Origin of the sequence: Variovorax sp. PDC80, assembly GCF_900115375.1 — a bacterium.
Lineage (GTDB): Bacteria > Pseudomonadota > Gammaproteobacteria > Burkholderiales > Burkholderiaceae_C > Variovorax.
The window spans coordinates 1-12,048 of the sequence record NZ_FOWG01000007.1 but is presented as its reverse complement, the minus strand read 5'-3'; the positions used below and the strand labels follow the sequence as shown (position 1 = coordinate 12,048).

At 70.4% G+C, this 12,048-nt stretch carries 12 protein-coding genes; 4 read left to right on the top strand and 8 right to left on the bottom strand.

Going from position 1 to position 12,048, the window contains the following annotated elements; translation table 11 throughout:
• Positions 1 to 64 precede the first annotated feature (64 nt).
• Positions 65 to 535 carry a hypothetical protein gene (locus BM109_RS20265; protein WP_093346238.1) on the bottom strand — a complete coding sequence of 157 codons (471 nt, stop codon included), beginning with the start codon at positions 533 to 535 and terminating at the stop codon, positions 65 to 67.
• Positions 536 to 590: 55 nt separating this feature from the next.
• On the opposite strand from BM109_RS20265, the gene BM109_RS20260 reads away from it, so the two are divergent.
• Both BM109_RS20260 and BM109_RS20255 read left to right on the top strand, forming a co-directional pair.
• A complete protein-coding gene (locus tag BM109_RS20260; RefSeq protein ID WP_093346236.1) occupies positions 591 to 1,043 on the top strand; it encodes a PaaI family thioesterase in 453 nt (150 codons plus the stop codon).
• A gap of 169 nt (positions 1,044 to 1,212) precedes the next feature.
• A complete protein-coding gene (locus BM109_RS20255; protein ID WP_093346233.1) occupies positions 1,213 to 2,187 on the top strand; it encodes a tripartite tricarboxylate transporter substrate-binding protein in 975 nt (324 codons plus the stop codon).
• Here the strand turns inward: BM109_RS20255 and BM109_RS20250 are convergent.
• Complete coding sequence (locus tag BM109_RS20250; protein WP_093346231.1) at positions 2,174 to 3,121, bottom strand: LysR family transcriptional regulator; 948 nt, start codon at positions 3,119 to 3,121, stop codon at positions 2,174 to 2,176. The two genes, BM109_RS20255 and BM109_RS20250, sit on opposite strands and share 14 nt — an antisense overlap.
• A gap of 12 nt (positions 3,122 to 3,133) precedes the next feature.
• Positions 3,134 to 4,630 (bottom strand): M81 family metallopeptidase, encoded by a 1,497-nt coding sequence (locus tag BM109_RS20245; protein WP_093346228.1) that lies wholly within the window; start codon positions 4,628 to 4,630, stop codon positions 3,134 to 3,136.
• A gap of 91 nt (positions 4,631 to 4,721) precedes the next feature.
• Between BM109_RS20245 and BM109_RS20240 the strand changes: the two genes are divergently transcribed.
• On the top strand, positions 4,722 to 5,702 hold the full coding sequence (locus BM109_RS20240) for a LysR family transcriptional regulator (RefSeq protein WP_093346226.1): 981 nt from the start codon (positions 4,722 to 4,724) through the stop codon (positions 5,700 to 5,702).
• On the opposite strand, the gene BM109_RS20235 is transcribed toward BM109_RS20240, so the two are convergent.
• The 5 genes from BM109_RS20235 to BM109_RS40800 are packed head-to-tail and all read right to left on the bottom strand — an operon-like array spanning position 5,699 to position 10,716.
• Entirely contained in the window at positions 5,699 to 6,181 is a 483-nt protein-coding gene (locus tag BM109_RS20235) for a MarR family winged helix-turn-helix transcriptional regulator (RefSeq protein ID WP_093346223.1), read from the bottom strand. The two genes, BM109_RS20240 and BM109_RS20235, sit on opposite strands and share 4 nt — an antisense overlap.
• A gap of 51 nt (positions 6,182 to 6,232) precedes the next feature.
• Positions 6,233 to 8,569: a penicillin acylase family protein gene (locus BM109_RS20230; protein WP_177239408.1), complete on the bottom strand. Its 2,337-nt coding sequence runs from the start codon at positions 8,567 to 8,569 to the stop codon at positions 6,233 to 6,235.
• Positions 8,566 to 8,964, bottom strand: a complete 399-nt coding sequence (locus BM109_RS41260) for a Rid family hydrolase (RefSeq protein WP_177239407.1) — start codon at positions 8,962 to 8,964, stop codon at positions 8,566 to 8,568. The genes BM109_RS20230 and BM109_RS41260 overlap by 4 nt, the downstream gene beginning before the upstream one ends.
• A gap of 47 nt (positions 8,965 to 9,011) precedes the next feature.
• Entirely contained in the window at positions 9,012 to 9,713 is a 702-nt protein-coding gene (locus BM109_RS20225; RefSeq protein ID WP_093346217.1) for an aspartate/glutamate racemase family protein, read from the bottom strand.
• A gap of 13 nt (positions 9,714 to 9,726) precedes the next feature.
• On the bottom strand, positions 9,727 to 10,716 hold the full coding sequence (locus BM109_RS40800; protein ID WP_143129209.1) for a Bug family tripartite tricarboxylate transporter substrate binding protein: 990 nt from the start codon (positions 10,714 to 10,716) through the stop codon (positions 9,727 to 9,729).
• Positions 10,717 to 10,776: 60 nt separating this feature from the next.
• On the opposite strand from BM109_RS40800, the gene BM109_RS20215 reads away from it, so the two are divergent.
• On the top strand, positions 10,777 to 11,871 hold the full coding sequence (locus tag BM109_RS20215) for a helix-turn-helix transcriptional regulator (RefSeq protein ID WP_093346215.1): 1,095 nt from the start codon (positions 10,777 to 10,779) through the stop codon (positions 11,869 to 11,871).
• The last annotated feature ends 177 nt before the right edge of the window (positions 11,872 to 12,048 follow it).

Here is a 12,048-nt window from a genome sequence, read left to right as displayed (position 1 = left end):
GGCGTCGCGATAGGTGTGGGCAGCAGGCTCTACCTGTGCGGCCGGCGGCGCACACGCAGGCCGCTCAGCCGAGCACCCAGACCACGAACGCCGCATCCGCCACCGCGAACGCCAGGTCGACGAAGAAGATCAGCCGCATCGGCCCGCGCAGCACCACCCAGCTGCCGGGCCGGCCGCGGCGATGCTGGCCCACCATGTGGGCATTGACCGCGAACTGCCCCGCATGCACCAGCGCGAGCACGGCGGCCATCGACGCGCGTTGCGCCGGCGTCTCGAACAGGCCGTGTCCCGCCAGCAGCACGAGGCAGAACACCAGCCAGGCCAGGTTCATCGCGCCGAGAAAACGCACGGCGCCGGCGATCGCGGGCAGCAGCGACGATGCACGGTCCGTCTTCGCCACGAGCAGCCGCGCGGCGCGCAGCGAGTCGAGGCAGAAGAAGCGCGCGCGCAGCGAGTCGAGGCAGAAGAAGCGCGCGCCCAGCGCGAACCAGGCGGCATTGAGCAGCAGAAGACCTGTCCAGACCGTGGATTGCACCGCAACGTCTTTGAGCTTGTTCGCGAAGCCGCGACTTTAGGTCAATAATGTTGACATGACAAATCAACCCGCATCGACCCCTTCCTCGCCCGCCAAGGGCCTCGACGTCCTGCAAGCCATGATGGACGGGCGCATCGAGCGCTCGGGCATCGCCCACACCATGCCGATGCAGCTCTCGGCGATCGAGGCCGGCAAGGTCAGCATGCGCGTCACGCCCGACGAGCGGCATCTCAATCCCGCGGGCATGGTGCACGGCGGTTTCGCGGCCACCTGCCTCGACGGCGCCGCGGCGCTCGCGCTGTATTCGTCGCTCGACGCAGGCACGGCCTATTCCACCGTCGACCTCAGCGTGAAGTACCTGCGGCCGCTGGCGCCGAACACGGAGTACTTGGCCAGCGCCACGCTGGTCGAGCGCACGCGCTCGCTGGGCATCTGCAATGCCGAGCTGCGCGGTGCGGACGGCAAGCTGCATGCGATGGCCTCGGCCACGCTGATGGTGAAGGGCTGAACGCGACGGCCAGGCGGCACGACACGCCCCGCGATCCATCGGAATTCACGATGCAATCGCATCGAAGACTCGCGCGTTCGCCGCGCGAGGTCCGCTGTAAGCTGGACCTGGCCGATGGGAGAGATCCCATCGCTTCGAACCGCCATCGCGTGTCAAGGAACCCAGTGCCATGCCGTCCGCCTCCCACCGCCGCCGCTTCCTGGTCGGTCTGACTTCACTGCTCGCCGGCGCTGCCGGCAACGGCTTCGCCGCCGACGCCTCCGCGCCCCTCAAGCTGATCGTGCCCACGCCGCCCGGCTCCGCGGCCGATGCGCTGGCACGCGCGTTGTCGGTGTCACTGGGGCGCCAGAGCGGCCGTGGCGTCGTCGTCGAGAACATCGCCGGCGCGGGCTCGCTGGTCGGCACGCAGCAGCTCGCGCGCGCGCCGAAGGACGGACTGGTGCTCGGCGTCGTCAGCTCCAACCACACGATCATTCCCGGCATCTTCAAGAACGCTCCTTTCGATGCGATCGCCGACTTCGAGCCGATCACGATGATCGGCAGCCTGCCCATGATGCTGGTCGCGTCGAGGAACGTCGAAGCATCGACGGCGGCGGAGCTGGTGAAGCTCGCGAAATCCCGCTCCACGACCCTGGCGGAGGGGCTGGTGACCGGCAGCGTGTACCAGATCGCCAGCGAGGTCTTCAAGGAACAGGCGGGCATCGCCACCAATCGCATCTTCTACAAGGGCTCGGCACAGATCACGAACGACCTGCTCGCCGGCATCCTGGACATCGCGTTCGTCTCCGCGCAGGGCGCGGCGCCGCACATCGCCGCGGGCAAGCTCAAGGCCATCGCGGTGAACACGCCCACGCGCACGGAGATCGCACCGCAGGTGCCGACGCTCGCGGAAAGCGGGTTTCCGAAGTTCGATGTCGATGCCTGGCTCGCGATCGTCAGCCCCGCTGGCATTCCGGCGGACAGCGCGGCGGCGCGGCGCCGGGAGATCGAAGCCGCGCTGGCACAGCCCGAGATGAAGAAGGCGCTGCAGATGCAGGGGATTCAGCTGCGGCGCATGACGCCCGCGCAGATGGTCGATTTCATGAAGGCCGAGGTGGTCCGCAACGAGCAGGTGATCCAGCGCGTTGGCGTCAAGGTCGACTGAGGACGTGCACGCGCGGACTCGCGTTCGCTGCCACCGCAACAGCATCCGGCGAGGCGGAGCGCAGCCTTCGAGACGCGCGCTCGAACACGCGCAGCACGATCGGGTCGGCCTCGTCGCGGCGGCGCACGACGTGGAGCTCCAGCGCGTGAGGCGCGGCCTCGATGTCCAGGCGCCGCAGGACGCCACGTGCCAGGTCCTCGCCCACCAGATGCTCGGGCAGCATGCCGATGCCGGCCCCCGCCCGAACGATGTCGATGATCGCCTGCACGTGGTTGCAGGCATTGATGCCCGAGGGGGGCAGGCCGGCCTCGCGCAGCATGCCGGCCGTCAACAGATGGTGGTGCGAGGGACGCGGCAAGGCCCAGATCGGGCCATCGTGCAGCGACACCCGGTCCTGCCTTGCGGCGAAGTAGGTGGCGCTCGCCATCCAGGCCAGCCCGGTCCGGCCGATCGGCTGAGCGACCAGTTCCTGCGCATCGAGGGGGCCGCTGACGATGCCCATGTCGAGCACGCCATCGGCGATCTTCTGTCGCAGCGCCGCGCCGGCATCGACGATCAGGTCCCAGTTCAGATGCGGCATGTCCGCGGCGACGTCGTGCACGAAGCCGAACACGCGCGGCGCCGCGGCCATCTCGTCGAGGCCGAGCCGCACGGTGCCGGTCGCGTAGGCCTCGTCGGTCACCGACAGCAGCACGCCGTTCACCTGTTGCAGCAAGGGCTCGCAGCGCCGCACCAGGTCCCGGCCTCGCAGCGTGAGCAGCATGCGACGGCCTTCCTTCTGGAAGACGCGTGTCTTCAGCCGCGCTTCCAGCTCACGCACACGGCTCGAGATGCCCGACTGGGTAGTGTTCAGGCGTTCCGCCGCGGCCGCGAACGAGCCGAGCCGGTCGATCCAGAACAGCGTCTCGAGGTGGTGCAGGCCGAGGCGAAACATGGCCGCGCTCCCTCAGGGCCGCGTGCGCGTGGCCGGGGACAGCTTCTTCCACGTCAGCGCCCCGGGATCGGAGGGGAACATTCCCTTCGCGTGCGCGATCACGACATCGGTTTCGGGCTGCTCGGTCAGCGGCTCGAAGTCCGCGCGGAAGTGGTGCGAACTCTTGACGACGACGATCTTCATCGCCTCCGGTGCGATGTCGACCATGCGAAAGAGCTCGCGATCCTGCGTGCCGATGCGCCCGCTGGAGACCACGATGAGCACGCCCTCGATCTCCAGGCAGGCGGTGGGACCGAGCACGGCCTGGAACCCGGTCATCTTCGGGCCCTTGAAGGTGACGGCGCCATCGGAAAGCGAACGGACCTCGAACCTGCCCTGCAGCGGCGGCTCGCTCTGGCCGATGGGCGTGGCCAGCGACTCCCCGAGGGGGCAGTCGATCGTCTGGCCGATGCCGGCACGATGCGCCAGCATTGCCGCCGCGGGGTCGTAGAGCACGCCCAGCGCCACCCGGCCCGGAAAGCGGCGCCCCGCGCCGGCCGCGAGCAGCGCATGCAGCATCCCGGTGGTGGACGCGGTGCCGCCGACGCCGGGGTTGTCCTGCAGGTCCGCGACCACCACGGTGCGCGGGCTCCGGTCGGCGCGCTGCAAGGCGGCATCCACGGCCTCCTTGGCGTCCAGTGCCTTCAACCGCCACTGGCCGGGCTCGCCGACATGCGCATGGAGCAGGCCCACGGCCTCGCGCGCGCGCTCGCCATGGGACCAGACGGTCGGCCCGCATTCCTCGAAGTCCGAGGCCGGGAAAGCCATGCAGAAGCTGGAGACCGTGCCCAGCCGCCGGTCGATGTCCTCGAGCAGTTCATAGCAGCCTCGGGCGGGTTCGGCCGAAGTGCTTTGCATGCTCACCGAGATGAGGAAGGGAAGGCGTTCGCAATGCCAAGGCTCGCGCCCGCCATGGCGCGTCAATCGATCGAGCAGATCGGCCGCACGCTCGCCCGTCTTCACATAGTCGATGTGCGGATAGGTGCGGAACGCCACCAGCGCATCGGCATGCGCGAGCATCGCGCGGGTGACATTGGCATGCAGGTCCAGGCTCGCCACGAGCGGCACGTTCTTGCCGACGGCCTGTCGGATGCGCGCGAGCAATTCGCCCTCGGCATCGTCGAACGACTCGCTCATGGCGGCGCCATGCAGCTCGAGGTAGATGGCGTCGTATGCGAGCGTCTTCACGTCGCGCAGGATGGTGTCGCAGATGCGCTCGAAGGCATCGTCGGTGATGTATGACGAGGGAACGGCGCCAGCCCACAGGCTCGGAACCAGCGTCCAGCCATGGCGCTTCGCGACGCTGGCAAAGCCGCTGGCGGAGACGTCCACCTTCGAGATCATCTCCAGCATCGCGTCGCCGCGCGTGGGTTTCGGAAAGCTCTCGCCACGCTCGAAGGCGGCCCAATCGGCGCGGTTCGAGGCAAAGGTGTTCGTCTCGTGCTTGAACCCGGCCACCAGTACGCGCATATCGACTCCACATCAGTTTTGTTGAGGCAATTCTTTGCGTCGAGCCAGCAACCAGCAACGGATTTATAGTGCTCCTGCCTCAATGAAACTAATGAGCCCTGGCACCACGCCCTCGCTGTCCCCCTCGCTGCTGGCGTGGCTGCGCTGCTTCGACGCAGCCGCGCGCTGTTGCAGCTTCACCAAGGCGGCCGCGGAACTGCACGTCTCGCAGGGCGCAGTGAGCCAGCAGGTCAAGCGACTGGAGGACCGGCTCGGACACGTGCTGCTGCTGCGCACGCCCGCGGGACTGGCGCTGACGCCGCAGGGGGAGCAGCTCTACGCGGCAACGCGCGAGTCGTTCCGCAACCTGGCGAGCACCGTGCACCGGTTGCAGCTCGCGCATGTGGGCGAGCCGGTCAACATCAGCTGCTCGCCGTCGCTCGCCATGTTGTGGCTCACGCTGCGGCTGGGCAGCCTCTACCGCGCCAATCCGGACATGGCGTTCCGGGTGGTCGGAGAGTCCGACCGCGTCGATCCCTCGCGCATGTCGCGCGAAGGCATCGCCGCGGCGGTGCGGCTGGGTGCCGCGGGCAGCGAGGATGCGAAAGCGGTCGACCTGCTCGACGAATGGCTGGTGCCGGTCGCCGCGCCGAGCTTCATGCAGGCCCATCCCGAGTTGCGCAAGGCGAGCAAGCTCAAGGGCTCTCAGCTGCTGCATGCCGCGGACCCGGGGGAAGGCGGCGAGCCGACGGAGGAGTGGGCGCAGTGGCTCGGCGCCGTGGGCGTGGACCTGGCGCCCTCGGCGCTGCGGCAGGGGACGCAGTTCAACCTGTCGCTGTTGGCGGTGCAGGCGGCACTGGGAGGCCAAGGCATCGCCATGGGGCGGCTGGCGCTCGTGCTGCACTACCTCACGTCGGGACGGCTGGTGCTCGCGTTCCGCCAGCGGGTGCTTTCCAATGCGACGTACCGCTTCATCGGCAGCCCTTCCCATCCCGCCACGCCGACCGTGCTGGCATGGCTACTCGACGAGGCGGCGCGTTTTCGCCAGCAGCGCGATGCCTACTTCGGGAGTGCGGGCATCTCGGCGGCCTAGATCTGCCGCGCCAGCTCGAGCATGACCGTGCGCCAGGCCTGGCGCTCGCTTTCGCCGACCGACTTCAGCGCGCGCTCCATCGCCGCCGCCTCGTGCGCGGAAGCCTGGCGCTCGATGCGCGCGCCCTCGCGCGTGAGCCGCAACAGCTTGCTGCGATGCTCGTGCGGGCTGCGCTCGGCCAGCACCAGTCCCTGTTCCTGCAGATGCTTGAGCGGCCGATGCATCGCCTGCTTCGACACGCCCAGCAGCGCGATCAGCTGGCCGACCGCGATGCCGTCGGTGCGCGCGATCGCATAGAGCATGCGGTGATGGACGCGCGACAGGCCATGGCCGGCCAGGAACAGATCGGCTTTCGCGACCAGGCCGCGGAACGCGAAATGCATCAGCAGCAGCGCGCCGTCGTCGGCGCGTGCTTCCTTGAGGCCGGCTTGCGCCACCTGCAGCAGATCGAAGATGTTCTCGGGGCGGGGGGCTGCCATGGGCTGGGCGATCGGAACGAAGAGACGACGGCCCGCCAGTCTAACGACGCCTCACTCGCGCAACACCAGCCGCTCGAGCTTCGGATCGGCCGCGATCTCCGCCTCGGTGAACGGCGGCGTCACGAGCTGCTTGCGCGAGAACAGTGGCAGCTGGTCGTCGTGGTGCGGCGAAGCCGGATCGGTGGACTGGCCGGCCGCCATCATCAGCCTGGCCACCAGCCGGCCGTGGTCCCAGGTCACGAGGTGCACGTAGGAGGTGCCCGCAATGATGTCGCCGAAGCCCTCGCGACCGAGCGGCGCGCCGTCGAGCGCGTTGAGCACGCCCTGCTCGCCCGAACCGCCGTGCAGCGGCACGCGGCCTTGCGGCGTGGGGCGCGCGAGCATGTCGCCCCAGCGCTCGTCGCCGCGTAGGCCCAGCCCGGCGAGCGCCTGCACCGTGTCGCCCACCGCGGCGACGATGGCCGCGCTCACGGCCGGCGCGGTGGAGACCGGCCGCACGCGGTAGGGCCGCGCGCTGTCGTAGGGCTCGGCGTAGAGGCCCGGCACCGATGCGAGCCGCGGACCCAGCTCATGGAACAGCAGCGCGCCGCGGCTGTCCACGTCGTGACGCCGGTCCCAGGCCGAGAGGATGGCGCAGCCCGCCTGCACCTGCGCATCGCCCTTCGCGCCCGCGCAGGCCGCGAGCACCGCGTCGAGCGTGGTTTCCGCCAGGTAGTTGCGGTTGTCGAACACCATGCCGAGCGCCTCGGCGCTGTCAATGCGGCCGTCGCGCAGGCCCTCCTGGATCTGGCGCTGCGACATCAGCGTGCGCATGCCGGGCGGTGCCTTCGGGCTGCCGAGCAGCAGCGAATAGCCGTCGAGCTGCTGCCCCATCAGCGACAGGCTGTAGCTGTCGTTCGCGTTCTGCACGATGCCGCGCGTGGCGAGCGCGGGAATGCGGCTCGCGGGCGCGAGCTTCGGCCGGCCCTGCGCATCGCGCACGGCGCAGGCGCCGCGACGGCCATCGAGCGCGACCGGCACCGTCATGTCGTCGGGCGGCGCCACGGTGGCACAGCCGCGCAGCGCCGTATCGTCGATGTCCAGCAGCGGGCCCGACTCGATGTACATCGCGCGGCCCTGGCTGTCGCCCGCGATCAGGTGGGCGGTGATGCCGCGGTTGCTGGCCACCGCCTGCTCGAAGCCCGCGATGTCGCGCGCCTTCGCGACCGCGAGCATCTGGTCGAGCGCGCGCGCATTCGCGATGCTGGGGTCGGTGATCGCATACCAGCCCGCGGCGCGGTCGCCATCGGCCGGCAGCCGGTACAGCGGCCCGAGGTGCGACACGGGCAGCTCGTGCTGCTGCGTGGCCACGCTGCCATCGGCCTGGCGCACGCGCAGCGCCACGCGCTTCGTGCTCAGTTCGCGGCGCTGGCCGTCGACCGTGTACGAGGGCTTGTCGCCGGCGCGCACGTCGAGCGCGATCAGCAATGGATAGGTCACGGTCGACGGCGCCTCGATGCTCCACGCCAGGTGCTGCGTGAAGCCCGAGAGCGGCAGCGGCAGGCCGAGGAAGTCGGCGCCCATCACGTCGATCTCGCCGGGGATGCTCAGGTGCATCTGGTGCATCAGCAGCCAATGGCCCTGCCACAGCGTGTGCGGGTTCGCGACCATGATCGATGCACCGGTGCCCGTGGCCTCGGCGCCGAAAGCCCAGGCATTGCTCGCCATGCGCTGCGCGGGCGGACGGTCTTCGGCGGCCCTGGCGACGGCGGGCGCGCCCAGCTGGTCCCAGGTCGAGCCCGCGGCATAGGGCGCCACGGCCAGCGCCTTCCACAGCGAGTTGACCTGCATGGTGGCACGCACCACGTCGCTGGCCCGCATCTGCGGCGGCGCCGCGCCCTGGCAGGCGGTGGTGGCGGCCTCGGCGCCGAGGTCGCGCAGCCGGCGGTTGAAACCGGCCGCATAGCCCTCGGCGAGGCCGCGCGCATCGGCCGAGAGATCGCGCCATGCGGCATCGACCTCCTCGTCGGACAGTTGCACGCGGTAGAACAGGTCGCTGTTCAAGTTCGAGGTCTGCAGGAACGCGACCAGCGATGCCCCGTCGGGCCCGAAGCGTTCCGACCGCTCGCCGCGCAGCGTGACCACGCGGTCGGCCAGCAGGCACAGATGGTCGCGCGCCACCGCATAACCGTAGCCATAGCCGAGCCCCGCGTAGTCGGCGGCCTTCACGTGCGGCAGGCCGTACTGCGTCCAGCGAACCTCCGCGCTGTACTTGTCCGGCGTTGCGGGAGGATTGCCGCCAACGGGGCCGGGCAGAAAGCCACCGCCGCCCCCGTCGCCGCCGCAGGCCGCGATCGCGCCTGCCACCACCGCACCGCACGCCAGCGCGCGCAGCAGCGTCGCCTTCACCGCGCGCCTCCACCGGCGCCGGCGCCGTGGCTCTTGCGCGCGATCACCTGCATCTCGACCCAGGCCTTGGGCACCGCGATGCCGGCCAGCATCGCGGTGCCGGTGGGCTTGGTCGGCAGCACTTCGGACAACGTGCGCACCACCGCGCCCAGATGCTCGGCGCCCGCGATGATCAAGGTGTAGTTGACGATCTGGTCGAGCCGTCCGCCGCAGGCCGCGAGGTAGCGCTCGATGTTGCGCATCATCAGCCGGGTCTGGTCCTCGGCGCTCTCGGCGAGCTGCTGCGTGTCGTAGTCCATGCCGATGGTGCCCGAGACGAAGATCCAGTCGTCGTCGAACAGCGCGCGGCTGTACGGTGCATTGACGAAGGGCAGCGGGAACTCGGCGGTCTGCATGCGGTGTCTCTCTTTCTGGCGATGAATGAACGGAGGGAAGGAAAAAATCAGGTGCGCAGCATCTCGCGCACGATGGCGCGCGCATGGATCTCGGTCGCATCGAAGATCGGCGCGCGGCAGCGCAGCCAGGGCCTGGCGTAGCTCAGTTCGGAGCAGCCCAGCACCACGCCCTCGGCGCCGCGCGCCACCAGCGCGTTGCACAAGGTCGAGACCATCAGGCCCTCGTCGCGACCGGCCTCGCCGCGCGCCAGCGGCCCGAAGATCGCGGCATCGAGGGTGCGGCGCTGGGCCGCGTCGGGCAGCACCAGTTCGAAGCCCGCGCCCTCGCCGAGCAGGCGGCCGAAGAAGGGCGCGTCGAGCGCGAAGCTGGTGGCCAGCACGCCCAGGCGGCGCAGGCCCGGTCGCTCGGCGGCGACGGCATCGCCGGTCTCGCGTGCCACGTGCACCAGCGGCACGCCGGCCGCGGCCTTCACCTCGTCGGCCGCGAAGTGGCCGGTGTTCGCGAGGATCGCGATCAGCTCGGCGCCCGCGGCGCGCGCCTGCCGCGCGGCCGTCTCCATCTGCGCGCGCGCATCGGCCGGCCGACCCGCCGCCATGGCCGCATGGATGCAGGCGAAGTCCAGGCTCACGATCACGCAGCGCGCCGAGTGCAGGCCGCCGAGTTCGCGCTGCACGCCTTCATTGAGCAGCTTGTAGTAGCCGAGCGTGGAGGGCCACGCGACGCCTCCGATCAGGCCCGCGACTTTCATGATGGGAAGGCCCTCAGTCGAGCTTGAAGCCGAGCCGGCGGATCACCGGCGCATAGCGCGCCAGGTCGGCGTCGATGCGCGTCGCGAGCGCCTGCGGCCCGGTCTGGGCCGCGGGCTCGAAGCCGAACACCAGCAGCTTCTCGACCACATCGGGCTGGTGCAGCGCCCAGTCCACGCCTTCGCTCACGCGCGCCACGATCTCGGGCGGCAGGCCCCTGGGCCCGACGATGCCGAACCAGACCGAGAAGTCCACGCCCTTGTAGCCCAGCTCCTCGAGCGTGGGCACCTCGGGCTGGCCCGAGAAGCGCCGCGACGACGCGAAGGCCAGGATCTTCGCGCGGCCCGCCTTCGCGAACTGCACATAGGGCGCGATGCCGTCGAAGGCCGCGTCGATGTCGCCCGCGACCGTGGCCTGCGCGACTTCGGCGCTGCCCTTGTAGGGCACGCGCGTGCTCTGGATGCCGGCGCTGCGGTTGAACTCCTCGAGCGCCATCTGTGACAGGATCGCCGCCGCGCCGATGTTGACCTTGCCGGGCTCGGCCCGGGCGCGCTTCACGAGCTCGTGCACGTCGGCCACCGCGCCCGGCACGCCGGCGCGCACGATCACCGCGTTGGGCGAGGTGATCGCGAGTGCCACCGGCGCGAAGTCCTTGCGCGGGTCGTAGGGCAGGCGGTTGTAGAGCGAGGGGTTGAGCACGAAGGTCTGGTCGATCGACCACAGCAGCGTGTAGCCGTCGGGCTGGGCCTTCATCAGCTCCTGCGCGCCGATCAGCGTGTTGCCGCCGGGCTTGTTGTCGACCACGATCTGCTGGCCGAGCCGCTCCTGCAACTTCGCTGCGATGAGCCGCGCCGTCACATCGGCGCCGCCACCCGCCACGAAGGGCACCACCAGCCGGATCGGCCGCGCGGGCCAGGCGGCCTGGGCCGCCGACAACGCCGGCAGCACCAGTGCCAGGGAGGCCGCCGCAAGCCCCAGAAACCGGCAGACACGTCGCACATTCATACCTAAACTCCGCGCTCCATCAAAGTGTTGCAACGCTAACGCCGCAGGGCAGGGTTTTCTATGCCGATCCGCTCGCAGACTGTGCCGATCCCGTCGCTGCTCCCGGCCATGCCCCCGGGCGCGCTGCCCGAGGACGACTTCAACGCGGCCCTGGTCCGGCTGCCGGTCGAAAGACCGCTCGCGCTCGCGGGCCTGCACGACGGCGCGAGCCGCGAGGTGCGCTGGCCGCGCGACGGCGGCCGCATCCTGCGGCTGCGCACCACGCCCTGGGAAGGCGCGAGCGCGCTGTACTTCGACTTCCGCCTCAACGACGACCTGCACGTGCAACTGCCGCCCGGCGACGAGCTGCTGGTCACCTTCTTCCTGGCCGGCCACGTCACGGGCCAGATCGGCAGCGCGCAGGGCCGCGCGCTCGATTTCCGCGTCGACCGCGCGCTGCTGCGCACGCCCAACCGCGACGGCGGCTACCTGATCCACATCCCGGGCGCCTGCCGCAACAACTTCGTGCAGTTCCGGCTGCGCCGCGCGCTGCTGCCGCGCTGGCTGCAGGCGCTGGGCGTGCAACTGCCGGCGCGGCAAATGGCCGAACTCGTGGACCGCGACGACGGCCGCGTGCTGTGCAACGCGGCGCTCACGCCGCGCGTGCGCGACTGCCTCGCGCGCATCCGCGACGAGCCCGCCGATCAGCCGGCCTTCGTGCCGCTGTTCCATGCGCGCGCGACCGAACTGCTGACCTGCGTGCTGCTCGACCTTCACCAGTTGCTGCGCCCCGCGCGCTCGGGCGCCGAGGAAGGCGCCGACGACGCCGAGGCCACGGTGCGCCGACTGCGCGCGCTGGTCGGCGAGGCGCCGGCACGCGCCTGGTCGGTCGACGAGCTCGCGCAGCGCGTCGGCCTGCGCACGGCGCGGCTCCAGGCACAGGTGCGCGCGGCTTCGGGGCTGTCAGTGCATGGCCTGCTGGTCGACGAGCGGCTCGCGCTCGCGGCACGGCTACTGCGCGACACGCAACTCGGCGTGCAGGCGGTGGCGGCCGAAGCTGGGTGGGAGTGCCACGGCCGCTTCAGCGCGGCGTTCCGGCGCCAGCATGGCATGGCGCCGCGCGACTACCGGCTGCGGCATGCGCCAACGGCCGACGCGGCGCCGCGCAGGCACTGAACGCTTTCAAGCGCGCCGACGGGAGACCCACATCGGGTGATGGCCTCACGCGATCGAACGCGACTCGCGCCTGTTCGCTCTCAGAGGGTGTATTTGAAATGATCTACGCGGCCAGCCTAGTAGCGAGGATACGTGCTTCAGCGAGCCAGACCCAAGCGACAGGTGCCCAATTGGAGC